At 65.4% G+C, this 23,211-nt stretch carries 27 protein-coding genes; 1 reads left to right on the top strand and 26 read right to left on the bottom strand.

The genetic code is table 11. The features are described 5' to 3' along the window. The 20 genes from nuoN to ndhC form a co-directional block, all read right to left on the bottom strand. The gene (nuoN, locus tag AC07TU_RS16150) at nucleotides 1-1,455 is read right to left on the bottom strand and encodes an NADH-quinone oxidoreductase subunit NuoN (RefSeq protein WP_495188932.1); all 1,455 of its coding nucleotides are present in this window, start codon (nucleotides 1,453-1,455) and stop codon (nucleotides 1-3) included. Further along, nucleotides 1,455-3,008, bottom strand: coding sequence for an NADH-quinone oxidoreductase subunit M (locus tag AC07TU_RS16145; protein ID WP_495188931.1), 1,554 nt, complete (start codon nucleotides 3,006-3,008; stop codon nucleotides 1,455-1,457). Before AC07TU_RS16145 ends, nuoN begins: the two co-directional genes overlap by 1 nt. Continuing rightward, nucleotides 3,005-5,062 carry an NADH-quinone oxidoreductase subunit L gene (gene nuoL, locus AC07TU_RS16140; RefSeq protein WP_495188930.1) on the bottom strand — a complete coding sequence of 686 codons (2,058 nt, stop codon included), beginning with the start codon at nucleotides 5,060-5,062 and terminating at the stop codon, nucleotides 3,005-3,007. Before nuoL ends, AC07TU_RS16145 begins: the two co-directional genes overlap by 4 nt. Then, nucleotides 5,062-5,367, bottom strand: coding sequence for an NADH-quinone oxidoreductase subunit NuoK (nuoK, locus tag AC07TU_RS16135; protein WP_495188929.1), 306 nt, complete (start codon nucleotides 5,365-5,367; stop codon nucleotides 5,062-5,064). Before nuoK ends, nuoL begins: the two co-directional genes overlap by 1 nt. Next, the gene (locus AC07TU_RS16130) at nucleotides 5,364-5,990 is read right to left on the bottom strand and encodes an NADH-quinone oxidoreductase subunit J (RefSeq protein WP_495188928.1); all 627 of its coding nucleotides are present in this window, start codon (nucleotides 5,988-5,990) and stop codon (nucleotides 5,364-5,366) included. Before AC07TU_RS16130 ends, nuoK begins: the two co-directional genes overlap by 4 nt. Nucleotides 5,991-6,020: 30 nt before the next feature. After that, the gene (gene nuoI / locus AC07TU_RS16125) at nucleotides 6,021-6,506 is read right to left on the bottom strand and encodes an NADH-quinone oxidoreductase subunit NuoI (protein WP_331028473.1); all 486 of its coding nucleotides are present in this window, start codon (nucleotides 6,504-6,506) and stop codon (nucleotides 6,021-6,023) included. Further along, a complete protein-coding gene (locus AC07TU_RS16120) occupies nucleotides 6,503-6,907 on the bottom strand; it encodes a hypothetical protein (protein WP_495188927.1) in 405 nt (134 codons plus the stop codon). Before AC07TU_RS16120 ends, nuoI begins: the two co-directional genes overlap by 4 nt. Then, a complete protein-coding gene (gene nuoH, locus AC07TU_RS16115) occupies nucleotides 6,904-7,968 on the bottom strand; it encodes an NADH-quinone oxidoreductase subunit NuoH (RefSeq protein WP_495188926.1) in 1,065 nt (354 codons plus the stop codon). The genes AC07TU_RS16120 and nuoH overlap by 4 nt, the downstream gene beginning before the upstream one ends. Beyond that, complete coding sequence (nuoG, locus tag AC07TU_RS16110; RefSeq protein ID WP_495188925.1) at nucleotides 7,965-9,971, bottom strand: NADH-quinone oxidoreductase subunit NuoG; 2,007 nt, start codon at nucleotides 9,969-9,971, stop codon at nucleotides 7,965-7,967. Before nuoG ends, nuoH begins: the two co-directional genes overlap by 4 nt. Further along, on the bottom strand, nucleotides 9,964-10,644 hold the full coding sequence (locus AC07TU_RS16105; protein ID WP_495188924.1) for a hypothetical protein: 681 nt from the start codon (nucleotides 10,642-10,644) through the stop codon (nucleotides 9,964-9,966). Before AC07TU_RS16105 ends, nuoG begins: the two co-directional genes overlap by 8 nt. A 94-nt stretch (nucleotides 10,645-10,738) precedes the next feature. Then, complete coding sequence (locus tag AC07TU_RS16100; RefSeq protein WP_495188923.1) at nucleotides 10,739-11,419, bottom strand: hypothetical protein; 681 nt, start codon at nucleotides 11,417-11,419, stop codon at nucleotides 10,739-10,741. Beyond that, a complete protein-coding gene (gene nuoF, locus AC07TU_RS16095) occupies nucleotides 11,416-12,720 on the bottom strand; it encodes an NADH-quinone oxidoreductase subunit NuoF (protein WP_495188922.1) in 1,305 nt (434 codons plus the stop codon). Before nuoF ends, AC07TU_RS16100 begins: the two co-directional genes overlap by 4 nt. Then, on the bottom strand, nucleotides 12,721-12,891 hold the full coding sequence (locus tag AC07TU_RS16090; protein WP_495188921.1) for a hypothetical protein: 171 nt from the start codon (nucleotides 12,889-12,891) through the stop codon (nucleotides 12,721-12,723). It lies immediately after the preceding gene. Beyond that, the gene (locus AC07TU_RS16085) at nucleotides 12,888-13,070 is read right to left on the bottom strand and encodes a hypothetical protein (RefSeq protein WP_495188920.1); all 183 of its coding nucleotides are present in this window, start codon (nucleotides 13,068-13,070) and stop codon (nucleotides 12,888-12,890) included. The genes AC07TU_RS16090 and AC07TU_RS16085 overlap by 4 nt, the downstream gene beginning before the upstream one ends. Next, the gene (locus AC07TU_RS16080) at nucleotides 13,070-13,738 is read right to left on the bottom strand and encodes a complex I 24 kDa subunit family protein (RefSeq protein WP_495188919.1); all 669 of its coding nucleotides are present in this window, start codon (nucleotides 13,736-13,738) and stop codon (nucleotides 13,070-13,072) included. Before AC07TU_RS16080 ends, AC07TU_RS16085 begins: the two co-directional genes overlap by 1 nt. Next, a complete protein-coding gene (locus tag AC07TU_RS16075; RefSeq protein ID WP_495189029.1) occupies nucleotides 13,738-14,043 on the bottom strand; it encodes a nuclear transport factor 2 family protein in 306 nt (101 codons plus the stop codon). The genes AC07TU_RS16080 and AC07TU_RS16075 overlap by 1 nt, the downstream gene beginning before the upstream one ends. A gap of 26 nt (nucleotides 14,044-14,069) precedes the next feature. Further along, complete coding sequence (locus AC07TU_RS16070; RefSeq protein ID WP_495188918.1) at nucleotides 14,070-15,305, bottom strand: NADH-quinone oxidoreductase subunit D; 1,236 nt, start codon at nucleotides 15,303-15,305, stop codon at nucleotides 14,070-14,072. Continuing rightward, nucleotides 15,305-16,234 carry an NADH-quinone oxidoreductase subunit C gene (locus tag AC07TU_RS16065; RefSeq protein ID WP_495188917.1) on the bottom strand — a complete coding sequence of 310 codons (930 nt, stop codon included), beginning with the start codon at nucleotides 16,232-16,234 and terminating at the stop codon, nucleotides 15,305-15,307. Before AC07TU_RS16065 ends, AC07TU_RS16070 begins: the two co-directional genes overlap by 1 nt. Continuing rightward, a complete protein-coding gene (locus AC07TU_RS16060; RefSeq protein ID WP_495188916.1) occupies nucleotides 16,231-16,791 on the bottom strand; it encodes a NuoB/complex I 20 kDa subunit family protein in 561 nt (186 codons plus the stop codon). Before AC07TU_RS16060 ends, AC07TU_RS16065 begins: the two co-directional genes overlap by 4 nt. Continuing rightward, nucleotides 16,788-17,162, bottom strand: coding sequence for an NADH-quinone oxidoreductase subunit A (gene ndhC, locus AC07TU_RS16055; protein WP_066576035.1), 375 nt, complete (start codon nucleotides 17,160-17,162; stop codon nucleotides 16,788-16,790). Before ndhC ends, AC07TU_RS16060 begins: the two co-directional genes overlap by 4 nt. Before the next feature lie 165 nt (nucleotides 17,163-17,327). On the opposite strand from ndhC, the gene AC07TU_RS16050 reads away from it, so the two are divergent. After that, nucleotides 17,328-18,317, top strand: coding sequence for an acyl-CoA thioester hydrolase/BAAT C-terminal domain-containing protein (locus tag AC07TU_RS16050; protein ID WP_495188915.1), 990 nt, complete (start codon nucleotides 17,328-17,330; stop codon nucleotides 18,315-18,317). A gap of 6 nt (nucleotides 18,318-18,323) precedes the next feature. Here AC07TU_RS16050 and AC07TU_RS16045 read toward each other — a convergent pair whose 3' ends face one another. The 6 genes from AC07TU_RS16045 to AC07TU_RS16020 are packed head-to-tail and all read right to left on the bottom strand — an operon-like array spanning nucleotide 18,324 to nucleotide 23,175. After that, on the bottom strand, nucleotides 18,324-19,214 hold the full coding sequence (locus AC07TU_RS16045) for a hypothetical protein (protein ID WP_495188914.1): 891 nt from the start codon (nucleotides 19,212-19,214) through the stop codon (nucleotides 18,324-18,326). After that, nucleotides 19,211-20,026: an inositol monophosphatase family protein gene (locus tag AC07TU_RS16040; RefSeq protein WP_495188913.1), complete on the bottom strand. Its 816-nt coding sequence runs from the start codon at nucleotides 20,024-20,026 to the stop codon at nucleotides 19,211-19,213. Before AC07TU_RS16040 ends, AC07TU_RS16045 begins: the two co-directional genes overlap by 4 nt. Then, nucleotides 20,026-20,982, bottom strand: coding sequence for a hypothetical protein (locus AC07TU_RS16035; RefSeq protein ID WP_495188912.1), 957 nt, complete (start codon nucleotides 20,980-20,982; stop codon nucleotides 20,026-20,028). The genes AC07TU_RS16040 and AC07TU_RS16035 overlap by 1 nt, the downstream gene beginning before the upstream one ends. Before the next feature lie 2 nt (nucleotides 20,983-20,984). Beyond that, on the bottom strand, nucleotides 20,985-21,548 hold the full coding sequence (gene efp, locus AC07TU_RS16030; RefSeq protein ID WP_495188911.1) for an elongation factor P: 564 nt from the start codon (nucleotides 21,546-21,548) through the stop codon (nucleotides 20,985-20,987). A gap of 41 nt (nucleotides 21,549-21,589) precedes the next feature. Beyond that, entirely contained in the window at nucleotides 21,590-22,171 is a 582-nt protein-coding gene (locus tag AC07TU_RS16025; protein WP_495188910.1) for a M23 family metallopeptidase, read from the bottom strand. Then, nucleotides 22,168-23,175, bottom strand: a complete 1,008-nt coding sequence (locus AC07TU_RS16020) for a L,D-transpeptidase family protein (RefSeq protein WP_495188909.1) — start codon at nucleotides 23,173-23,175, stop codon at nucleotides 22,168-22,170. The genes AC07TU_RS16025 and AC07TU_RS16020 overlap by 4 nt, the downstream gene beginning before the upstream one ends. Nucleotides 23,176-23,211 lie beyond the last annotated feature (36 nt).

The raw sequence follows: 23,211 nt of genomic DNA, 5'->3' as shown, positions 1-23,211 counted from the left end.
TCAGAACAGCGTCCGTGCCGCAGCGAGCGACCAGGCGCCCAGCACCGGGATCAGCAGATAGCCGAGCGGCGAGACGAACAGCGCCGCGGCGGCGATCAGACCGCCCTCGACCGGGTTGGTCTCACGGCCGAACTCCGGTCCGGGCACGTCGAAGTACATCGTCTTGACGATCTTGAGATAGTAATAGGCACCGATCACCGAGGCCGCGATACCGAATACCGCGAGCGGGAACATGCCGGCGCGCGTCGCGGCTTCGAACACCGCGAACTTGGCCCAGAAGCCGAACAGCGGCGGGATGCCCGCGAGGCTGAACATGAAGATCGCGAGTGCGGCCGCCAGCGCCGGACGCGTACGCGACAGGCCCGACAGGCTGGCGATGGTCTCGACCGGCTGGCCATTCGCGTCACGCATCTGGAGCACGACGAGGAAGCTGCCCAGCGTCATCACGACGTAGATGCTGAGATAGGTCAGCACGCCCGCCACGCCCTCGACCGTGCCGGCGGCGAGGCCGACCAGCGCAAAGCCGATATTGTTGATCGACGAGTAAGCGAGCAGGCGCTTGATGTTGGTCTGGCCGATCGCGGCGACTGCGCCGAGCACGATCGAGGCGAGCGCGGCGACGACGACGATCTGGCGCCAGTCGCTGGTCACCGGGCCCATCGCCTCGATCGCGACGCGGACGGCGAGCGCGACGGCGGCAACCTTGGGCGCCGAGGCGAAGAAGGTCGTCACCGGGGTCGGCGCGCCTTCGTACACGTCGGGGGTCCACATGTGGAACGGGACCGCCGACATCTTGAACGCGAAGCCCGCGAACATGAAGACGAGGCCGAACAACAGGCCGAGCTTGGCGGTGCCCTCTGCGCCCGCATAGGCCGTCGCGATGTCACCGAAGATCGTGGTGCCGCTGAAGCCATACACCAGGCTGATGCCGTAGAGCAGGATGCCCGAGGCGAGCGAGCCGAGGATGAAGTATTTCAGGCCCGCTTCGGCCGAACGCACGTCGCGGCGCACGAAGCTGGCGAGGACGTAGGAGGCGAGGCTGTTGAGCTCGAGGCCGACATAGAGCGTCAGCAGATCGTTGGCCGAGACCATCATGCCCATGCCCGCGGTCGCGAACAGGATCAGGATGGGATATTCGGGACGCAGATCCTCACCCGAGGTGCGCGCGAAGAAGCGCGGGGCGATGATGATCGAGATCGCCGCGGCGAAGAAGATCAGCACCTTGGCATAGGCGCCGAACAGGTCGGCACTGTAGAGCTTGTCGAAGGCGAGGCCGCCCGACGAAGCCGGACCGCAAAGCGCGATGCCGGCACCGATCAGCACCAGGACCGCGACCCAGCTGACCAGGCGCGACACCGCCTGACCGCCCCATGCGGCGATCATCAGCAGCGCGAGGCCTCCGACCGAGAGAACGATCTCGGGCAGGACCATCGAGAGTTGTGCGGCGTAATCCATCAGTGGGCCGCCCCCTTGGCAGCTTCGCCGTGTCCGGCGGATTTGTGTTCAGCGGCGTGCGCAGCGGCCGGATTGCCCGGCGTCGGCAGGCTGTCGCCCGCCGGCTTGGCGCGGTCGATACGCGCGAGCAACGTCGCGACGTCGTTGCGCATCGGTGCCAGGAAGCTTTCGGGATAGACGCCCATCCACAGCACCACCGCGGCGAGCGGGGCGAGCAATGCCATCTCACGCTTGTTGAGGTCGGGCATCGCCTTGACGTCGTCCTTGACCAGATCGCCGAACACGACGCGCCGGTAGAGGTAGAGCATGTACGCGGCGCCGAGGATGATGCCGGTGGTGGCGATCAGCGTGACGAGGGTCGAGACCTGATAGGCACCCATCAGCGCCAGCAGTTCGCCGACGAAGTTGCTGGTGCCCGGCAGGCCGACCGAGGCCATGGTGAACAGCATGAACAGCACGGCGTATTTCGGCATGTTGATCGCGAGGCCGCCGTAACGGTCGATCTCACGCGTATGCAGGCGGTCATAGATGATGCCGACGCACAGGAAGAGCGCGCCCGACACCAGGCCGTGGCCCAGCATCACCATCATCGCGCCCTCGATGCCCTGACGGTTGAAGGTGAACAGGCCGATCGTGACGATCGCCATGTGCGCCACCGACGAATAGGCGATCAGCTTCTTCATGTCGTTCTGGACGAGCGCGATCAGCGAGGTGACCACGACCGCGACGCACGACAGGCCGAAGACCAGCCAGATCAGCTGCGCCGACGCTTCCGGGAACATCGGCAGGCTGAAGCGCAGGAAGCCATAGCCGCCGAGCTTCAACAGCACGCCCGCCAGGATCACCGAACCCGCCGTCGGCGCCTGAACGTGCGCGTCGGGAAGCCAGGTGTGGACCGGCCACATCGGCATCTTGACCGCGAACGAGGCGAAGAAGGCGAGCCACAGCCATGTCTGGACGTGCGCCGGGAAGTCATACGCCATCAGATCGGGGATGTAGGTCGTGCCCGCGGTGATGGTCATGTACATCATCGCGATCAGCATCAGCACCGAGCCGAGCAGCGTGTAGAGGAAGAATTTATACGACGCGTAGATGCGGTTCGCCCCGCCCCAGATGCCGATGATCAGGAACATCGGGATCAGGCCGGCTTCGAAGAACACGTAGAACAGGAAGATGTCCTGTGCCGCGAAGGTGCCGATCATCAGCACTTCGGTGATCAGGAACGCCGCCATATATTCCTGGACACGATCGGTGATCGCTTCCCAGCTGGCGCCGATGCAGATCGGCATCAGGAACACCGAGAGCAGGATCAGCAGCAGCGCGAAGCCGTCGATGCCCAGCGCCCAGGCGAAGCGCCCGAAGACTGGCGTGTATTCGACGAACTGCCACTGCGGCCCGCCAATCTCGAAATTGGCCCAGAGCACGCCGCCCAGCGCAAGATCGACCAGCGTCGCGCCGAGCGCGATCCAGCGCGCCTGGTTCGCATTGACGAACAGGCAGATCAGCGCCGCGGCGAGCGGCACGATGAGCATGAGGGAGAGAATGCCGCTCATCGCGTGAACACCCAGGAAACGGCGAGCGTCAGGCCGATCAGCATGACGAACGCATAGCTATAGACGTAGCCCGACTGGAGCTTGCCGGTGAGGATGCTGCCGAACTTCACGACAGCCGCCGAGCCGTTCGGCCCGAAGCGGTCGATCGTCCCCTCGTCGCCCTTCTTCCAGAAGATGCGGCCGAACCAGAAAGCGGGCTTCACGAAGAGCACGTTGTAGAGCTCGTCGAAATACCATTTGTTGAGCAGGAACTTGTAGAGCAGCCCGAAGGTCGCGGTGAAGCGGGCCGGGATGCTCGGCTTCCAGATGTACGCGACGAACGCGCCGAACAGACCGAGCAGCATCACGATCGTCGCCGACAATTTCACCCACAGCGGCACTTCGTGCATCGCATGCGCAAGATGCTCGTCGAACGCGACGGCGCCCTTCCAGAAGATCTCGCCAGCCTCGGGCTGGATGAAGAACTTGTTGAAGACGAAGCCTGCGAACACCGCACCGACCGACAGGACCAGCAGCGGGACCAGCATCGGCAGCGGGCTTTCGTGCGGCTTGTAGCCGCCGGTGCCGTCGCCATGGGCATCGTGCGCGTGATGATCGTCGTGACCATGTGCATGGTCGGCGTGCGCATGGTCGTCATGGCCGTGCGCATCGTGGATCGCGTGCTGAATATGCTCCGACTGAGTCCAGCGCGGCTTGCCCCAGAAGGTCAGGAACATCAGGCGCCAGCTGTAGAAGCTGGTGAGCAAAGCCGCGAACACGCCGACCCAGAAGGCACCCTGCCCGCCCCCGCCGGCGGCATAGGCCGCCTCGAGGATCGCGTCCTTCGAGTGGAAGCCGGCAAAGCCCGCATGGAGCCAGTAGATGCCGACGCCGGTGATCGCGAGCGTGCCCGCCATCATCGTCCAGAAGGTGACCGGGATATGCTTACGCAGGCCGCCATAATAGCGCATGTCCTGCTCATGGTGCATCGCATGGATCACCGAGCCAGCACCGAGGAACAGCAGCGCCTTGAAGAAGGCGTGGGTGAACAGGTGGAACATCGCCGCGCCGTACATGCCGACGCCTGCAGCGAAGAACATGTAGCCGAGCTGCGAACAGGTCGAATAGGCGATGACGCGCTTGATGTCGGTCTGGGTCGTGCCCACCGTCGCGGCGAACAGACAGGTCGCTGCACCGATGAAGGTGATGAAGCCCAAAGCCACCGGCGACTGTTCGAACAAAGGCGACAGGCGGCAGACCATGAACACGCCCGCGGTGACCATCGTCGCCGCGTGGATCAGCGCCGACACCGGGGTCGGGCCTTCCATCGCGTCGGGCAACCAGGTGTGCAGGCCGAGCTGCGCAGACTTGCCCATCGCGCCGACGAACAGCAGCAGGCAGAGCAGTGTCAGCGTGTCGAAGCGATAGCCGAGGAAACCGATGGTGCTGCCGGCATGGTTCGGTGCGGCGGCCAGGATCTCGGGGATCGAGATGGTGCCGAACACCAGGAACACGCCGAAGATGCCGAGCATGAAACCGAGGTCACCGACGCGGTTGACCACGAACGCCTTGATCGCGGCGGCATTGGCCGACGGCTTCTTGAACCAGAAGCCGATCAGCAGATAGCTCGCCAGACCGACGCCTTCCCAGCCGAAGAACATCTGGAGCAGATTGTCCGCGGTCACGAGCATCAGCATCGCGAAGGTGAAGAGCGAGAGGTAGGCGAAGAAGCGCGGCTGATCCGGGTCCTCTTCCATGTACGACCACGAGTAGAGGTGGACCAGCGCCGAGACGCTCGTCACCACCACCAGCATCACCGCCGTCAGGCTGTCGACGCGCAGGCCCCAGCTGACGTCGAGATTGCCCGAGCGCATCCAGGTGAGAACCTGAGCGACATGGGGCTCGGCGGTGCCGGACATGTAGCTGATGAAGATCGGCCAGCTCAGCGCGCAGGCGATGAACAGCGCGCCGGTGGTCACGACCTTAGGGAAGAGCGTGCCGAACGCGCGGTTGCTGAAGCCCGCGACGATCGCTGCCAGCAGCGGCAGGAAAACGATGAAATGGATCGAAGACATCAGCCCTTCATCCGATTGACGTCGTCGACCGAGATCGTGCCGCGGCCGCGGAAGTAGATGACGAGGATGGCGAGGCCGATCGCGGCCTCACCCGCAGCGACGGTCAGCACGAACATCGCGAAGATCTGGCCGACCAGGTCGCCGAGATAGGACGAGAAGGCCACCAGGTTGAGGTTCACCGACAGCAGGATCAGCTCGATCGCCATCAGGATGACGATGAGGTTCTTGCGGTTCATGAAGATGCCGAGCACCCCCATGGTGAACAGGATCGCGCTGACGACCAGATAGTGGGTAAGGCCGATCACAGCTCCACCCCCTGCCCGACGGGCTGATTGACCTTGCGGATGGCATCCTCCGAACGGCGGCTGACCTGCTTCCAGACGTTCTGCTTCATCACCCCGCCGCGCTGGCGGTGGGTCAGGACGATCGCACCGATCATCGCGACGAGCAGGACGAAGCCGGCGGCCTCGAAAATGTAGAGATAGCGGGTGTAGAGGACCATCCCCATCGCCTTGATGTTCGGCACCTGGCTCAGCGCGGTGCCCGCATCGACCGGGGCGACGCGGTTGGCGAGATCGACGCCGCCCGCGCTCCATGCGCCGACGCCGATGATGACCTCAGTCAGCAGCACGACCGCGAGCGCGAGGCCGAACATCGCGTAGCGGACGAAGCCCGCACGCAGCTCGGCGAAGTCGATGTCGAGCATCATCACGACGAACAAGAACAGCACCGCGACCGCGCCGACATAGACGATGACGAGCAGCATCGCGATGAACTCGGCGCCGGCGATGACCATGAGGCCCGCGGCGTTGAAGAAGGCGAGGATCAGCCACAGCACCGAATGGACCGGGTTGCGCGCGGAAATGGTCATCCCGGCGGCGATAATCACCACCGCGGCGAACATGTAGAAGGCGATTGCCTGGATCACGGAATCAAGTTCCCCTTTGGTGCCGCGCGCTTACCGGTACGGTGCATCGGCGGCAAGGTTCGCGGCGATCGCGCGCTCCCAGCGGTCGCCGTTCGCGAGCAGCTTGTCCTTGTGGTAGATCAGCTCCTCACGCGTTTCGGTCGCGAACTCGAAATTCGGTCCCTCGACAATGGCATCGACCGGGCAGGCTTCCTGGCACAGGCCGCAATAGATGCACTTGGTCATGTCGATGTCGTAGCGCGTGGTGCGGCGGCTGCCGTCCTCACGCGGCTCGGCCTCGATCGTGATGGCGAGCGCGGGGCAGATCGCCTCGCACAGCTTGCACGCGATGCAGCGCTCTTCGCCATTGGGATAGCGACGCAGCGCATGCTCGCCGCGGAAGCGGGGCGAGATCGGATTCTTCTCGTAGGGGTAGTTGATCGTCGCCTTGGGCTTGAAGAAATACTTCAAGGTGAGGGCATGCGCCTTCACGAACTCCCACAGGGTGAACGAACGGACGAGTTGGGCGACGCTCATGGTGAATTTCCTGCCGGAGCATTCGCTCCATCTTTGATCTGGCATGTGCCGTTCGAGGTCGATGTGAACGTATATGCGCTGTCCGGCTTGGGCGATGCCCATCCGATCCGGATTTTGTAGCCGCCCAGGACATCCCGCGACAGTCGCGACAAAAGCGTTCCCTTTGCCGGATCCGACCTTATCCCGACGATCCATTCCGGCTCGACGGCACGGTCGCCGTCAAACGTCATGCGCGGCGGGGGCGGCGATCCGGTGCGCAGGCTCTGGGCGAGATCGTCCGGAATCGGCGCCTTCAACATGGCGACCTGCCCTTTGGGCGCCGGCTCCCCGTCCGGCGTAGCGGTCAATCCGCAGGACAGTATCAATCCCGGTGCGGCAGCGGCGAGAAGGAATACGGTCATAGCCCCACCCGATCGATCATCAGGTATCCCGAGACGAGGAACACGAAGATCAGCGACATCGGCAGGAAGACCTTCCAGCCCAGCCGCATCAGCTGGTCATAGCGGTAGCGCGGGACGGTGGCCTTCACCCAGCTGAAGACGAAGAAGAAGAAGCCGATCTTGATGAACAGCCAGATGATGCCCGGCACCGCGTAGAGGATCGGGATGTCCAGCGGGGGCAGATAGCCGCCCCAGAACAGCAGCGCGTTGAGCGTGCACATCAGGATGACGTTGGCGTATTCGCCCAGCCAGAACAGCGCGAAGGCCATCGACGAATATTCGGTCTGATAGCCCGCGACGAGCTCCGATTCCGCTTCGGTCAGGTCGAACGGCGCGCGCGCGGTCTCGGCCAGCGCCGAGATCAGGAACACCACCGCCATCGGGAACAGCAGCGGGTTGAAGCCGTAGCCGTTGAGGAGGCCGAGGACATGGCCCTTCTGCCCCTCGACGATGCCGGAGAGGTTGAAGGTGCCGGCCCACAGCACGACCGAGACCAGCACGAAGCCGATCGCGACTTCGTAGCTGACCATCTGCGCCGCGGCGCGGATCGCCGAGTAGAACGGGTATTTCGAGTTGGACGACCAGCCCGCGAGGATGATGCCGTACACGCCGAGCGACGAGGCCGCGAGGATGTAGAGCAGCCCGAGGTTGATGTTCGACAGCACCACGCCCGCCTGGAACGGGATCACCGCCCACACGATCAGCGCGACGGTGAAGGTGATGATCGGCCCGAGCAGGAACAGGCCCTTGTTCGCGCTCGACGGGATGATGGTTTCCTGAAGGAAGACCTTGAGGCCGTCGGCGAAGGACTGGAGCAGGCCGAGCGGGCCGACGACGTTGGGGCCGCGGCGCAGCGCCATCGCCGCCCAGATCTTGCGATCGGCATAGATGATCATGGCGACTGCCAGCATCAGCGGCAGCGCGATGATCAGGATGCCGATGATGGTCGAGAGGAACCACGCCCACTCATATGACAGGCCCCAATCGACCATTGCGGCGGTGGGAGACGAGAAGAACTTCATTCCGCGGCCTCCGCAAAATCCTGGCCGTGGATCAGTTCGGCCGAGCAACGCTGCATCGTCGGCGAGGCGCGGCAGATGGCGTTGGTGAGGTAGAAGTCGGCGATCGGGTAAGCCACCTCGCCTTCGCCCTTGGCGTCGAGCGCCGGCGGGTTCCAGTCGAAGCTGGCAAGGCCTTCCGCGCCAAGCGCCGGGGTATCGGCGGCCATGGCGGCGCGGAGCTGCTCGAAACTGTCGAACGGCAGCGTCTTGCCGAGCTTCTCCGACAGCGCGCGCAGGATCGTCCAGTCCTCACGCGCATCGCCCGGCGCGAACACGGCCTTGTCGCCGCGCTGCACGCGCCCTTCGATGTTCACATAGGTCCCGGCCTTTTCGGCATAGGTGGCGCCGGGCAGGATCACGTCCGCCGCGTGCGCGCCCTTGTCGCCGTGATGGCCGATATAGACGTTGAAGCTGTTGGCGAACTTCGAGAAGTCCACCTCGTCGGCGCCGAGGAAGAAGGTCAGCTTGGGCTCCGCCGCGACGATGTCGGCAATGCCGCCCTTCATCGCAAAGCCGAGCATCAGCCCGCCCATGCGGCTCGCCGCCATGTGGAGGACGTTGAAGCCGTTCCAGCCCTCACGGACGAGGTTGAGCTTCTTGGCAAGCGCAAGGCTGGCGCCATGGCCGTTCTTGAGCGCCGCGCCGCCGACGATGACCATCGGGCGCTGCGCGTCCTTGAACGCGTCAGCCGCAGCCTTGGGCAGCTTGCCGAGCAGGCCGAGATCGTTGCCGAGCCATTCGACCTTGTAGGTCAGGTCCACCTCGGGGCCGATCGCGAAAACCTTGGCGCCCTTCTTGATCGCCTTGCGCACGCGGGTGTTCACCAGCGGCGCTTCCCAGCGCAGATTGGTGCCGACGAGCAGGACGACATCGGCCTCTTCGACACCCGCGATACTGGTGTTGAAGTTGACCGCGGCCATATTGCTGGCGTCATAGGCCATGCCGGTCTGGCGGCCTTCGAGCAGGTCCGAGCCGAACGACTTGACCAGCGCCTTGGCGGCGAAGATCGTCTCGCAATCGAGCAGGTCGCCATGGATCGCGGCGACCTTGTCCCCTGCCCCGGCTGCGGCAACCGCGATCGCCGAAAAGGCTTCGTCCCAGGTCGCTTCGACGAGCTTGCCGTCGCGGCGGACATAGGGCTTGTCGAGGCGGCGGAAGCCGAGGCCGTCGACATGGTGGCGCGTCTTGTCGTGCGCCCATTCCTCGTTCACGTCCTCGTTGATCCGCGGCAGCGCGCGGAGCACGCCGCGGCCGCGGCTGTCGATGCGGATGTTGGTGCCGACGGCATCCATCACGTCGATCGCGAGGGTCTTCTTGAGCTCCCACGGGCGGGCTTCGAAGGCATAAGGCTTCGAGGTCAGCGCACCCACCGGGCAGAGGTCGACGACATTGCCCGACAGCTCCGACGTGACCGCCTTCTCCAGATAGGAGGTGATCTGCATGTTCTCGCCGCGATAGATCGCGCCGATTTCCTCGACCCCGGCGACTTCCTCGGCGAAGCGCACGCAGCGGGTGCACTGGATGCAGCGGGTCATCACCGTCTTGACGATGGGACCCATATACTTCTCGGTCACCGCGCGCTTGTTCTCGGTGTAGCGGCTATGGCCACGCCCGTAGGCGATCGACTGGTCCTGCAGGTCGCATTCGCCGCCCTGATCGCAGATCGGGCAATCGAGCGGGTGGTTGATCAGCAGGAACTCCATCACGCCCTCGCGCGCGGCCTTGACCATCGCGCTGTCGGTGCGGATTTCCTGATTGTCGGCGGCGGGCAGCGCGCACGACGCCTGGGGCTTGGGCGGCCCCGGCTTCACCTCGACCAGGCACATGCGGCAATTGCCCGCGATGCTCAGCCGCTCATGATAGCAGAAACGCGGGATTTCCTTGCCGGCAGCCTCACACGCCTGCAGCACGGTGGCGCCTGCGGGGACTTCGACTTCGATCCCGTCTACGGTTACTTTAGGCATCGGAATAGCTTCCATCAGGATTGACGAGCTGGCAGCTCCGCTTGCCGCCCCCGTCCTTAACAGCATAGGCAGCCTTCAAGGCGACGCCCTCGGCACGCGTATCAACAGAGGCGGCCTTTTCGCCTTCGGCCTGGGCCCTCAGAAGAAACGCTCGAATCACATCGACATTGTCGCCAACCGCTCCATTCACTTCAGCGGCGGTCGCCGTCACGCCGAACAAACGGGAGGTGTAACGTAACTGGTGCAGCTTGAGGTCATCGCCAAAGCCCCAGCCAACGGCCGCCGGCTCGTCCGCCGCGGGTTCATCCGCAAAACGGGTTTCGCAGCGGAAAACCTTCGCCGAGAACGCATCGCCCGAGCTCGCAACTGGCTTGACCGCACGGAGCGCCTTGAGAAACTTGCGCTGGTCGACCGGACGCCCGAACGACTTCTCGAGCGCGGCCTTCTCGTCGTTGCACGCGGCCCAGAGGCGCATCAGCAAGCCGACGGTCGGACTGCCATCCGCGTCATATTCATATTGTTTGTCGAACTTCACGAGTTTGACGAGGTTTGCCGACGTCACGGACGCGTTCGACCATGCGCACTGGGCAAGCGCTTCCTCACCAGACGCGGCCAAGGCCGGGCTGGCGGCAAATACCGCAAGACCAGTCAAGGCGATCGGGAGCGCCTTCATGCCGCTGCCTCTTGCATGCTGCTCAGCCCGCTGCCCTGCTGTTCGAGGATGCGGCGCCCGATCCCGTCTGCGATTACCTTAAGCATATCGGCTATCAGCTTCTCGTGGCCACCGCGGTTGCGGCATGGATGCTGCGGAAAGCCGCAGTGGCGAGCATGGCGCGAAGGCCATCGGTGGTGACTTCGACGCGCTGGGTCTTCAGGCACGCGGCGAAGGTCGGCTGAAGCGCGTCCGCCGCCGCCTTTTCGGCATCGGTCGCGACATCGGTCTCGAACAGCCTGGCGACATCGTCGGGCACCGAGCGCACGACGCACATCGCGCCGACATCGGTGGGCGAATAGGTCGACGCCGCGGGCTTTGCAGCAGCCTTGGCCAACTCACGGTTCACGGCCAGGCCATCGCGCTCGACAAGCCGCTCGGCGATCGCGCCCGCGAACAGCAGGCGGCTGAAGCGCAGGCGGTTATAGCCGCGGAAGCTGGGGCAAGTGCGGTTCGCCTCGACCAGCTGGTCGATCGCGCGGCGATAACCGGGCGAACGAAAGTCGCTCGCCAGCGTCGTACGTGCCTTCGCCGTGCTGGTGTCGGCAACACAACCGCCGAACTGCTGGATCGCACGCAGGCCTTCGGGCGTCGAAGGCGCCTGCCTGGATTCGCGCGGCTTGAGATCGTCCGGGCGATCCGACCGCTGCGGCACGGTGCCGGGCGGGTCGGACAAGGGCGGCTGCGCCTGGGTCTGCTGAAATGCGAGCATAAGCGAAAGCGCGATGCCAATCATTCTGCTGCCTCCTGCATTGGGGCGATACCGCCGCCCTGCTTCTCCAAAATCCGCCGCTCCATTTCCGGACGGAAGTGCTTGATCAGGCCCTGGATCGGCCACGCCGCGGCGTCGCCGAGCGCGCAGATGGTGTGGCCTTCGACCTGCTTGGTGACGTTGAACAGCGTGTCGATCTCGCTGATGTCGGCGTCGCCGGTGCGCAGCCGCTCCATCACGCGCCACATCCAGCCGGTGCCCTCACGGCACGGGGTGCACTGGCCGCAGCTCTCATGCTTGTAGAAATAGCTGATCCGGCTGATCGCCTTCACGATGTCGGTGGACTTGTCCATAACGATCACCGCCGCGGTGCCGAGGCCCGAACCGACCGCCTTGAGGCCGTCGAAATCCATCGGCGCGTCCATGATCTGCGCCGCCGGAACCAGCGGGACCGACGAGCCGCCGGGGATCACCGCGAGGAGATTGTCCCAGCCGCCGCGGATGCCGCCGCAATGCTTCTCGATCAGCTCGCGGAACGGAATGCTCATCGCTTCCTCGACCACGCACGGCTTTTCGACATGGCCGCTGATCTGGAACAGCTTCGTCCCACGGTTGTTCTCGTTGCCGAAGCTGGCGAACCACTCGGGCGAACGGCGCAGGATCGTCGGGGCGACCGCGATGCTCTCGACGTTGTTGACCGTGGTCGGGCAGCCATAGAGGCCTGCGCCCGCCGGGAACGGGGGCTTGAGGCGCGGCTGGCCCTTCTTGCCCTCCAGGCTTTCGATCATCGCGGTCTCTTCGCCGCAGATGTAGGCGCCGGCGCCGCGATGGCAGAAGACGTCGAAGTCATAGCCCGAGCCGCAGGCATTCTTGCCCAGCAGGCCGGCGGCATAGGCCTCCTCGATCGCTGCGAACAGCGTTTCGGCCTCGCGGATATATTCGCCGCGAATGTAGATATACGCCGCACGCGCGCGCATCGCGAAACCCGCGACCAGCGCGCCTTCGAGCAGAAGGTGCGGATCGTGGCGGATGATCTCGCGATCCTTGCACGAACCCGGCTCGGACTCGTCGGCGTTGATGACGAGGAAGCTGGGACGCTCAGGCGTCGGGTTCTTGGGCATGAAGGACCACTTCATGCCGGTCGGGAAGCCCGCGCCGCCACGGCCGCGCAGGCCCGACGCCTTGATCTTCTCGATGATCGTATCGGGACCGAGTTCGAGCAGCTTCTTCGTATTGTCCCACGCGCCGCGCTTGATGGCGGCGTCGAGGTTCCACGGCTGATAGCCGTAGAGATTGGTGAAGATGCGATCCTTGTCAGCGAGCACTTACTTCGGGCCCCCGATACGCTTGTTGTCCTGGACCGCGAGATACACGGCCACGCCGACGCCGATCAGCAGCAGCGGCACGAACAGCTTGACGGCGAGCTTAAGCACCCAGCCGAGAACGACGATGCCGCCGATGACGGCGAGGATCGTGATGAGCGTCTTCTGGTTCATGCCTTGTGCTCCGGACCAGACGCGCCGCGTTCGCTCGACGGAAGGAAGCGAAGGGCGCCAAACAGAATAGCGAGGATCAGCCAGACGACCCAATTGCCGCCTTGCAGGAACTTGAGGACGGCCAGCATCATGAAGATGAGGCCGATGATGGGCAGGCTCTTCTTGACGGGTTCAGGCATCACCATTCCCCCCGATAGTCATGGTTGACCTTGACCATTTCCTTGAGCGTGGTCGGCCCGCCGACGGGCTCGACGGTGTGGCGGCCCGGCTCCTGCGTGCCCGTCTTGGGCCGCTGTCCGCTGGCCAGCGCGTCGAGGATCGCGACGGTGCGGTCGTAATCCAGATCCTCGTAATTGTCGTCGTTGATCTGGACCATCGGCGCGGACGAGCAATTGCCCATGCACTCGACCTCGGTCAGCGTGAACAGGCCGTCAGGCGTGGTCTTGCCCTTGGCCATGCCGCGGTTCTTGCACGCGGCGAAGACATCGTCCGACCCGCGCAGCCAGCACGGCGTCGTCCCGCACACCTGGACATGGTACTTACCCACCGGGTGCAGGTTGAACATGGTGTAGAAGGTCGCGACCTCGAGCACGCGGATGACCGCGAGGTCGAGTTCCTTCGCGACGAACTCGATCACCGGGATCGGGAGCCAGCCCTGGGTATCGGTGTCCGCACCGACCTGACGCTGGGCGAGGTCGAGATAGGGGATGGTGCAGCTCTGCTGCCGTCCTTCGGGATAGCGCGCGCGGATGGTCGCGGCCTTGGCGGCGTTTTCCGCGGTCCACGCGAAATTACCCCAGCGTGCGCGGATTTCCGGCGTGTCTTCGATTGCGTTTGCGTCGGCCATTAGCGGATGAACTCCACGCGGCTCACTCTGTCGCCGCTGAAGGTGTAGATGGACATGACCTCGAACTGCTCGCCATCGGGCGCGCGCGAGACCGTTTCGTGGAGCAGCACCGTCTCGCCCAGCTCATAGCTGGCGAGAATGTCGGCGCGGTTCTGCGGGAACTGGGCGAACATCGCCTTGAGCCCCGAGCGGACGCCTTCCTTGCCTTCACGCAGCACGGCGCCGCGATAGCCCGCCTCGCAGGCATCGTCGGTCATCAGCTCCACATAGGCGTCGGCATCCTGCGCATTGTAGCGCGCGATCATCTCGTGCGCGGTGGCGATGCGGGTGCTCACCGGTCGCACTCCCCGAACACGATATCCATCGCGCCCAGAATAGCCGTAATGTCCGCCAGCATGTGGCCGCGCGACATGAAGTCCATCGCCTGGAGATGGCTGAACGCGGTCGGGCGGATCTTGCAGCGGTACGGCTTGTTGCTGCCGTCCGAGACCATGTAGATGCCGAACTCGCCCTTGGGGCTTTCGGTCGCGACATAGACTTCGCCGGCGGGGACGTGGAAGCCCTCGGTATAGAGTTTGAAGTGATGGATCAGCGCTTCCATCGACTGCTTCATCTCGGCGCGCTTGGGCGGCACGACCTTGCGGTCGAGCGACGCGATCGGGCCGGACGGCATCTCGTTCAGGCACTGACGCATGATGCGCGCGGACTGATAGACTTCCTCGACGCGGACCATGAAGCGGTCGTAGCAGTCGCCGCGCGTGCCGACGGGGATGTCGAACTCCATGCGGTCGTACACGTCATAGGGCTGCGACTTGCGCAGATCCCAGGGCAGGCCGGCGCCGCGGATCATCGGGCCGGAAAAGCCCCATTTGATCGCGTCTTCGCGGCTGACGATGGCGATATCGACATTGCGCTGCTTGAAGATGCGGTTCTCGGCCACCAGCGAGATCGCGTCGCCGAACAGCCGCGGCAGGCGGTTGTCGAGCCAGTCGGCGATGTCGGTGAGCAGCTTGAGCGGAACGTCCTGATGGACGCCGCCCGGGCGCAGGTAATTATGGTGCATGCGCGCGCCGGACATGCGCTCGAAGAAGTTGAGGCAGTCCTCGCGGATCTCGAACATCCACAGGTTCGGCGTCATCGCGCCGACGTCCATCACGTGCGAACCCAAGTTCAGCATGTGATTGCAGATGCGGGTCAGCTCGGCGAAGAACACGCGCAGATACTGGGCGCGGACCGGCACTTCGAGGTCGAGCAGCTTCTCGACCGCGAGGACGAAGCTGTGCTCCATCGCCAGCGGCGAGCAATAATCGAGGCGGTCCATGTACGGGAGCGCCTGGGTATAGGTCTTGTACTCGATCAGCTTCTCGGTGCCGCGGTGGAGCAGGCCGACATGCGGATCGATCCGCTCGATGATCTCGCCGTCCAGCTCGGTGACGAGACGGAGCACGCCGTGCGCCGCGGGGTGCTGCGGGCCGAAGTTGATCGTGTAGTTGGCGATCTGGGTGTCGCCGACACTGGGGTCGGCGTCGTCGGTGATCCCTGCGATTTCGTCGAGATACTGGGCCATTACGCTTCACCCTCCCCCTTCTTCGCACGCGGCTTGGCCGGTGCCTTGCGGGGCTTTTTCACAACATCCGGATCGGCGGGCTTGGGGCCGGCCTTGGGCGACGCCTTGCCGATGCCGGTATCCTTGGGACCGTCGCTGGTCTTGGGCTTGCGCACGCGTGCCTTGACCGGCTTGGCGGCGTCGTCGGCCTTGACGATCTGGTCGGCGGTGAGCGGCGTTGGCGCACCCTTTGCCTCGGGCACCGCAGCAGCGGGCTTGGCCTCGGGCGCCTTGGCGGGCGCAGGCGGCGGCGGCGGAGCGGCGGGCGGCGCAGGCGGCGCCTTCTCGTCGCCCGGAAGCACGTATTGCGCGCCTTCCCATGGGCTCATGAAGTCGAAATTGCGGAAGTCCTGGGCGAGCTGGACCGGCTCGTACACGACGCGCTTGGCCTCTTCCGAGTAGCGCAGCTCGACAAAGCCCGAGAGCGGGAAGTCCTTGCGCTGCGGATGGCCGCGGAAACCATAGTCGGTGAGGATGCGGCGCAGGTCCTCATTCCCCTCGAACAGCACGCCGTACATGTCGTAGACTTCGCGCTCGAGCCAGCCGGCGACCGGCCAGATCGAGGTCACCGACGGCACCGCCTGAACCTCGTCCGTCGTCACGCGGACGCGGACGCGGTGGTTCCGCGTGTAGCTGAGCAGCATGTAGCAGACGTCGAAACGCTCGGGCCGGGCGGGATAGTCCACGCCCGCGATCTCCATCAGCGCCTGATACTCAAGGCCAGCGGTGTCACGCAGCGCGATCATCGCATCGACCAGCGAGTCGCGCTTCACGGTCAGGTTGATCTCGCCGACCAGATCGGTCGCCTCGATCAGCTTGCCGCCGAGCGCGGCCTGCGCAGCCGCGATCACGCCGTCATTGGCGGCGTATTTCGGTGCCGGGGCCCTCACCGCGTCACCGTACCCGAACGGCGGATCTTCCGCTGGAGCTGCATGACGCCATAGAGCAACGCCTCGGCGGTCGGCGGGCAGCCCGGGACGTAGATGTCGACCGGCACGATGCGGTCGCACCCGCGCACGACGCTGTAGCTATAGTGGTAATAGCCGCCGCCATTGGCGCAGCTGCCCATCGAGATGACGTATTTCGGCTCCGACATCTGGTCGTAGACGCGGCGGAGCGCCGGGGCCATCTTGTTGCAGAGCGTGCCCGCGACGATCATCACGTCCGACTGGCGCGGCGAGGCGCGCGGCGCAGCGCCGAAGCGCTCCATGTCGTAGCGCGGCATGTTCACATGGATCATCTCGACCGCGCAGCAGGCAAGGCCGAAGGTCATCCACCACAGCGAGCCGGTGCGCGCCCACTGGAACAGCTCCTCGGTCGAGGTGACGAGGAAGCCCTTGTCGTTGAGCTCGCCATTGAGGTCGTTGAAGAAGCCCTGATCCGGCTGGACCACGGAACCGCCCGCAGGGGGCATCAGAATCGAAGAAGGCTGGTTCACTTGCGTCATTCCCAATCCAGCGCCCCGACCTTCCACGCATAAGCGAGGCCGAGTGCCAGTTCGCCGATGAAGATCATCATGGAGATCCACGCCGCCCAGCCGAGGTCGAACACGCTGACCGCCCAGGGGTAGAGGAACGCCGCTTCGAGATCGAAGATGATGAAGAGGATCGCGACCAGATAGAAGCGCACGTCGAACTGGCTGCGCGAATCCTCGAACGCGGGGAAGCCGCATTCATATTCGGTGAGCTTCTCAGGGGTCGGCTGGTGCGCCCCCGTGAAGCGCGCCGCGATCATCGGCAGGAACACGAAGGCGCTCGAAAGCACCAGGGCGACCCCCAGAAACAGGAGGATCGGCAGATATTGCGTCAGATCGACCAAGACGGCTCTCGCGGTTGCGGAATCTTCGGGCCGCTTTAGGCCGATGGTCTGGGGGCTTCAAGGGCGGAAACCCTTGAGAATCATTCGCAACTGGACGCACGCCGAGCAGGCGTGTATTAGTCCGATATGACAGTTCGCAGCGAACCGTTGACGGGGGAGAAATCGATGTTCGTGATGATCGCGGCTGCGGCTGCGCTATCCGTACCGGCTTCTGCGCAGGACGCGCCGCCTTCCGCCGCACAAACCGCCGCCCCGGCAACCGTCACCGAGACCGCAATTGCAGGCTTCCCCCGAGCGCGGCTCTACAGCCTGCCCGGCGCGACGGCGCGCCCTGTGGTCGTCATCCTGCCCGGCGCGGAGGGCGGCGACGGCGCGGGCAAACGGTTCGGACCGGTCCTCGCGCGGCACGGCTATGCCGCGGTCAGCCTGCCCTATTACTCGCCCGCCTGGGGCCCGACGATGCCGCCGCCGGAATTTCCCGACCTGCCCGGGAGCTTCGTCGATATTCGCGTCGATCAGCTCGCGACGCTTCGAACCGCGCTGGCGAAGATGCCGGGCGTCGATGTCGAGCGGTTCGGACTGTTCGCGGGATCGAAGGGGGCGGAGTTCGCGCTGATCGCTGCGAGCCGCTACCCGTGGATCGACGCGGTGGTGGCCTATGCACCGTCGGATCTGGTGTGGGAAGGCTGGGGACTGGAGACGATCAAGGCTGAGGGCACCCGTTCCTCATTCGCCGCGGACGGCAAGGCCCTGCCCTTCATGCCCTATCGGGGGTTCACCGAAGGACTGCTTAACCCTGCGAAGGCGGATCTGCGCGCGATCCACGAAAATGGCCGCGCCGATCATCCCGAACGCGAGGCCGCCGCGCGAATCCCGGTCGAGCGCTATCGCGGCAGGCTGATGCTGGTCGCCGGCGATCAGGACAAGCTCTGGAATTCAGGCCGCATGGCGCGCAACATCGCCGCATCGCGGAGCAAGGCGGGCCTCAAGACCGAAGCCCTGCTCTACCCCGAAGCCGGGCACGATCTGGGCGGCGGCTCCGCCACGCCGCGCGTGGACCCGCGCGGCGGCGGCACGCCCGAGGCCAATGCCGCGGCGCGCGCCGATGCCTGGCCCAGGGCGATGGCGTTCCTGCAGGATGCGCTCAAGCCCTGACGGGCGTCAGGGCAGATCGAAGGCGACCACCGTACCGGCACCGCGAGCGGGAGCGTCAGGCTTGCTCGCGGCGGGCCAGCCGGCATCGGCAACGACCAGCAGGCGCTTGCCGTCGACCGCGAGCTGAGTCGGATCGGCGAGCGGCGCGCCGCGATGGACGACCGTGACGCCGATCTTGATACCGTCAATGCGGAATCGGATCAGCGAACCGGGGCTGCTGCCGTTGTGGACGGTGTAATAATCCTCACCCACCCGAACGAGGCCGTCGACCCCGCGCAGCGGCTTGCCGTCGGCCATCGGCAGCGGCAACCGCGCCTTGCTCGCAAGATCGATCGCCGCGATGCCACGGCCATAGTCGGCGACCACAAGATATTTGCCGTTCGACATCAGCGCCGTACCCTGCGCCGAACGGCCGACGCCGGGTGCGATCAGCGGATCGAGCGCCTTGCCCGACAGCCGGTAGACCATGCCGTTGAGGCTGTCCGAAGCGAACACCTCGCCATTCGCCGCGGAGACGTCGCCGGGATGGAAGCCGGTTCCGGGCGAGAGCTTCGCCTTCAACCGTCCCTTGCGGTCGAGCGCGACCAGCGCGCCGGACTCGCATCCCGTGACACCGGGAAGATCGGGGCAATCGGTGGCGACCCATAGCCAGTTCCGCTTGGCGTCCCAGGCAAGCCCCATGGGATGGAGCGTGCCGGACGGCATGGCGAGGCTCACGGTCTTGTCACCGGTCCTGACGAGAATGATCCGATCGAGGACGCTCGACAGCCAGATCGTCCTGCCGTCAGTGGCGATTCCCTCGACCAGCCGATGCTGCGCGGGAACCGAGATGACGGTCGAGGGCGCATCCGCAGCGCCGGCCAGAGCCAGCAGCAGCGCCGCGCCCGCGCGGATCACCGCAGCGAGCTCGCCAGCAGCTTGTGCAGCTTGGAATGGAGTCCGTCGTTGGCGGCGAGCACCTGCCCCTTGGCGAAGGCGTTATCCTGGCCGCGATAGTCGGTGACGAAGCCGCCCGCTTCCTTGACGATCAGCAGGCCCGCCGCGATGTCCCACGGCTTGAGCTCGCTTTCCCAGAAGCCGTCGAAGCGCCCCGCAGCAACCCAGGCGAGGTCGAGCGCGGCCGAGCCGAAGCGGCGGATGCCGGCGACTTCGGGTGCGATCGCACCGAAGATGCGGCTCCATTCGGCGAAATTGCCATGGCCCATGAACGGAATGCCGGTGCCGATCAGCGAATCCGCCAGATCCTTGCGTGACGAGACGCGCAGCCGCTGGTCCTGAAGCCAGGCGCCGCGCCCCTTCTCGGCCCAGAAGCTCTCATCGGTGATCGGCTGGTAGATATAGCCGTGCGTGATCTCCGGCTTGCCCTGCGCGCCGAACGGGTCCTCGACCGCGATCGACATGCAGAAATGCGGGATGCCGTGCAGGAAGTTGCTGGTGCCGTCGAGCGGATCGATGATCCAGCGCGGCTTGTTCGGATCGCCCTCGATCACGCCGCGTTCCTCGACCAGGAAACCCCAGTCGGGCCGCGCCTTCTGCAGCTCCTCGATCAGCGTGTCCTCGGCGCGCTTGTCGGCGATCGACACGAAGTCGGCCGGGCCCTTGCGGCTGACCTGGAGGTGCTGAACCTCGTTGAAGTCGCGCCGCAGCCGCGGCCCCGCCTTGCGCGCTGCGCGTTCCATGACGGTGATGAGGCCGGAGTGAGAAACCATTACTTGCCAATCGTCTGAAGGGTTTGAGCGAAACTCTGGATTGATTTCGCAACAGTGATTTCGTGTCGGTTTAGCTCGTTCATCAGCGCGATCATGTCCGCAACGGGTACGATCGGCTTCGCGCCGCCGCGCTGCAACACCTCGCCGATCTGATCCCCCGAACCGGCGATGCTCTCGACCATCGGCGTCACCGCGCCGACCAGCCTTGCCAACGCCGCATCGTCGCCGACCAGCGTGCGAAGCGACGCCCTGTCCTGCTCCCAGCCCGTCCGCACCGCCGCGGCCGCGGTCCGGGCCCGGGGAGCCAGCGCGTTCAGCCCGCCGCCGATCGCGAAACCGGCCTGGCTCGCCGCGCCGGTCATCGGCAGCTTCGTCGCTTCGGCCACGACGATCCGCAGCTCGATCGCGCTACGCGTGAAGCCGAAGTGCGCGACACCCTGATAGGCACGGAGCTGCAAAATGGTGCCGTCAACGAGCGCGGCACCACCCGATCGCACCTTGGGGAGCAGTCGCGCCGCACCTGCACGATCGTTCGCTGCCATCGTGCCGAGGAATGCCTCGACATGGTCCATATAGGCCAGCGCGGCGACGAACTGCTTGCGCTGCTGCTCGACCAGCCCGTTCATATCGAACGATGCGACCGCCTGCACCTCCGCCGGAGCGGGGCCGAACCGGGCAAGCGATTCCGCGGAACGGCGATAGGCCCCGCGAATCCGATCGAGACAGGGCCGGATCTGCGCCGCCGCCGCACGAGCGGTCGCCGCATCGCGTGCCGCACCGACACCGTTGCCCAGCTGAGGTCCGCAGGCGGCGGCCACCATCGTCGGCTCGGCGGAGATCGCTGCAAACTCGCCGACCCAGCTGCCGACTGCGGCCAGCGGATCAGCCGGAGCCGTCTGCGCGCCCGCCGGTGCGGCGGCGAGCAACGCCGGCACAAGGAGCAGGCGCGCGAGCATCGTCAGTCCGCCCGGCGGACGTAGGTCTGTTCGTACACGTCGACGACGATGCGGGTACCCGCGCCGATGTGCGGCGGGACCATGACGCGCACGCCATTCTCGAGGATCGCGGGCTTGTAGCTCGACGAGGCGGTCTGGCCCTTCACCACGGCGTCGGCCTCGACGATCAGTGCCTCGATCGTGTCGGGCAGCTGAACGCTGATCGCTTCGTCGTCATAGAGTTCCATGACGACGTCCATGCCGTCCTGAAGGAACGCCGCGGCGTCGCCCAGCAGGTCGCGCGGGAGCGTGGTCTGGTCGTAGGTGAGCTTGTCCATGAAGACCAGGCCATCGCCCTCGGCGAACAGGAACTGGAAGTCCTTGGTGTCGAGCCGGATACGCTCGACCGTCTCGGCCGAACGGAAGCGGACATTGTTCTTGCGGCCGTCACGCAGGTTCTTCATCTCGACCTGCATATACGCCCCGCCCTTGCCGGGCTGGGTGTGCTGGATCTTGACCGCGCGCCAGATGCCGCCTTCATATTCGATGATGTTGCCGGGACGGATGTCCACGCCGCTGATCTTCATGGGATCGAACCTACAGTGCTGAGAAAGAACAGGCGCGCGCCTTAGCGGTCCCGGGCCCCGCCCGCAAGCAGCGGATAGGGATCCACCGGAACGCCCTGCCACCACCCCTCCCCCGGTGCCATCCGCGCGACCGCGAAATGGAGGTGATGATTGCCCGTCCCGGCGTTGCCGGTATCGCCGACATAGGCAAGCGTTTCGCCCGCGCGCACCGCCTGCCCCTCCGTGATGCCGGGCGCATAGCCGCGCAGATGGGCATAGTAGAGCATCCAGTGGCCGTCCGCGGTGCGCTGATAGAGGGTGACCCCGCCCCCGCCCTTCGAGAAATAGCGCTTCTCGACCACGCCGTCGGCCGCGGCGATCACCGGCGTGCCGGATGGCGCCATGATGTCGAGCCCCTGATGCCCGCGCCTGCCGCCGCCGCGCGTGTCGCCCCAGCTGCTGCGGAGCCGGGCCGGATCCACGCCCTCGACCGGGACGATCAGCTCCGGGACATCCTCGTCCGCGACGGGCGGAGGCGATCGCTCAGGCTGCGGTTCGATCACGCGGATCGTGGCGGCAAGGAAGGCAAGGGCGCCGGCAAGACAGGCGAACAGGCTCCAGCCGATGATCCGCGGGATATTCATTCCTGGAAGATCACCACCGTCCCCGGCTCGACCATCAGCGCGAGCCGGGCGGCATCCCAGTTGGTCAGGCGGACACAGCCATGGCTCTGGGTCCGGCCGATCAGATGCGGCTCGGGCGTACCATGGATGCCATAATGCGGTTTGGACAGGTCGATCCACACCACGCCGACCGGACTGTTGGGGCCAGGCGGCAGCAGGACTTGAGGTTTCTTGTCGGAAACGTCCCAGAACAATTTGGGATTATAGTGAAATTCCGGATTGGTCGCGATTCCGACAATCTTCCAGCTGCCGATCGGCAGCGGGTCGCGGGTGCTCCCCGTACTGACGCTGAACTGCGCGGCGAGCTTACCCCCCTTGTCGAACACACGCAGGACCTTGTCCGACTTGTCGACCACGATCCGTCCCGCCCGGGGCTGGACCGCGCTGACGTTGAGGTCGTTCAGCGTCTTTCGCCATTCGGGTTTCAGATCCGCGGGGTAATCCCGTGAGGCGGGAACCGCATTGGGGACCTGAACCGGAACGCCGGGCGCCAGCTGGGTGTCGGGGCTGTTGAGTTCGATCAGCACCTGGGGCGTGGTGTGGAACATCTCCGCCAGCTTCTCGATCGCCGAGCGATAGCCCATCGCCTGGAGCTTCGCCTGTGCCTGCGGGTCCTTCGGCCAAGGGCGGACATAGGGGCCTGCGAGCGCATCAGCGGTGAGGCGGAGCGTGCGGGTCGGGCGGATCGCGCGGTGCGGGTGCAGCGCCTGAAGCGTGCGCGGGTCCATCTTGCCGGTGACGGGAAGCTGGCGCGAGATCTGGAAACCGGTGAGCGCGGCGGTGAGCGACTGACCTTCCCGCCCGTCGAGGATGCCGGGCGAGAAACCGAGCTGATCGAGGATCACCTGGACATGCAGGATATCGCGGCTGAGCCCCGCCGCTTCGGTCCGTGCCGGGGCCTTTGCGGGGGCAGCAGGCTGAACCTGGTTCTGCGCGAGCGCGATACCGCCCCCAAGAACCGCCAACCCGATTACGCCTGCAAACACCCGACTCACGCTCGC

The organism is Sphingomonas sp. GW821-FHT03E12, assembly GCF_059420685.1.
The sequence above is the reverse complement of the archived record's forward strand: the minus strand, read 5'-3'. Positions and strand labels throughout refer to the sequence as shown.

Excerpts from the sequence above, each read along its gene's own strand:
- nuoI (WP_331028473.1), bottom strand. The coding sequence starts at position 6,506 with ATGAGCGTCGCCCAACTCGTCCGTTCGTTCACCCTGTGGGAGTTCGTG.
- nuoL (WP_495188930.1), bottom strand. The coding sequence starts at position 5,062 with ATGTCTTCGATCCATTTCATCGTTTTCCTGCCGCTGCTGGCAGCGATC.
- nuoH (WP_495188926.1), bottom strand. The coding sequence starts at position 7,968 with ATGAAGTTCTTCTCGTCTCCCACCGCCGCAATGGTCGATTGGGGCCTG.
- AC07TU_RS16060 (WP_495188916.1), bottom strand. The coding sequence starts at position 16,791 with ATGACGCAAGTGAACCAGCCTTCTTCGATTCTGATGCCCCCTGCGGGC.
- AC07TU_RS16050 (WP_495188915.1), top strand. The coding sequence starts at position 17,328 with ATGTTCGTGATGATCGCGGCTGCGGCTGCGCTATCCGTACCGGCTTCT.
- AC07TU_RS16105 (WP_495188924.1), bottom strand. The coding sequence starts at position 10,644 with ATGAAGGCGCTCCCGATCGCCTTGACTGGTCTTGCGGTATTTGCCGCC.
- efp (WP_495188911.1), bottom strand. The coding sequence starts at position 21,548 with ATGAAGATCAGCGGCGTGGACATCCGTCCCGGCAACATCATCGAATAT.
- AC07TU_RS16035 (WP_495188912.1), bottom strand. The coding sequence starts at position 20,982 with ATGCTCGCGCGCCTGCTCCTTGTGCCGGCGTTGCTCGCCGCCGCACCG.
- nuoN (WP_495188932.1), bottom strand. The coding sequence starts at position 1,455 with ATGGATTACGCCGCACAACTCTCGATGGTCCTGCCCGAGATCGTTCTC.
- nuoG (WP_495188925.1), bottom strand. The coding sequence starts at position 9,971 with ATGCCTAAAGTAACCGTAGACGGGATCGAAGTCGAAGTCCCCGCAGGC.
- AC07TU_RS16080 (WP_495188919.1), bottom strand. The coding sequence starts at position 13,738 with ATGGCCGACGCAAACGCAATCGAAGACACGCCGGAAATCCGCGCACGC.
- AC07TU_RS16070 (WP_495188918.1), bottom strand. The coding sequence starts at position 15,305 with ATGGCCCAGTATCTCGACGAAATCGCAGGGATCACCGACGACGCCGAC.
- AC07TU_RS16075 (WP_495189029.1), bottom strand. The coding sequence starts at position 14,043 with ATGATCGCGCGCTACAATGCGCAGGATGCCGACGCCTATGTGGAGCTG.
- AC07TU_RS16100 (WP_495188923.1), bottom strand. The coding sequence starts at position 11,419 with ATGATTGGCATCGCGCTTTCGCTTATGCTCGCATTTCAGCAGACCCAG.
- AC07TU_RS16025 (WP_495188910.1), bottom strand. The coding sequence starts at position 22,171 with ATGAATATCCCGCGGATCATCGGCTGGAGCCTGTTCGCCTGTCTTGCC.
- AC07TU_RS16085 (WP_495188920.1), bottom strand. The coding sequence starts at position 13,070 with ATGCCTGAACCCGTCAAGAAGAGCCTGCCCATCATCGGCCTCATCTTC.
- AC07TU_RS16120 (WP_495188927.1), bottom strand. The coding sequence starts at position 6,907 with ATGACCGTATTCCTTCTCGCCGCTGCCGCACCGGGATTGATACTGTCC.
- AC07TU_RS16090 (WP_495188921.1), bottom strand. The coding sequence starts at position 12,891 with ATGAACCAGAAGACGCTCATCACGATCCTCGCCGTCATCGGCGGCATC.
- AC07TU_RS16145 (WP_495188931.1), bottom strand. The coding sequence starts at position 3,008 with ATGAGCGGCATTCTCTCCCTCATGCTCATCGTGCCGCTCGCCGCGGCG.
- AC07TU_RS16040 (WP_495188913.1), bottom strand. The coding sequence starts at position 20,026 with ATGGTTTCTCACTCCGGCCTCATCACCGTCATGGAACGCGCAGCGCGC.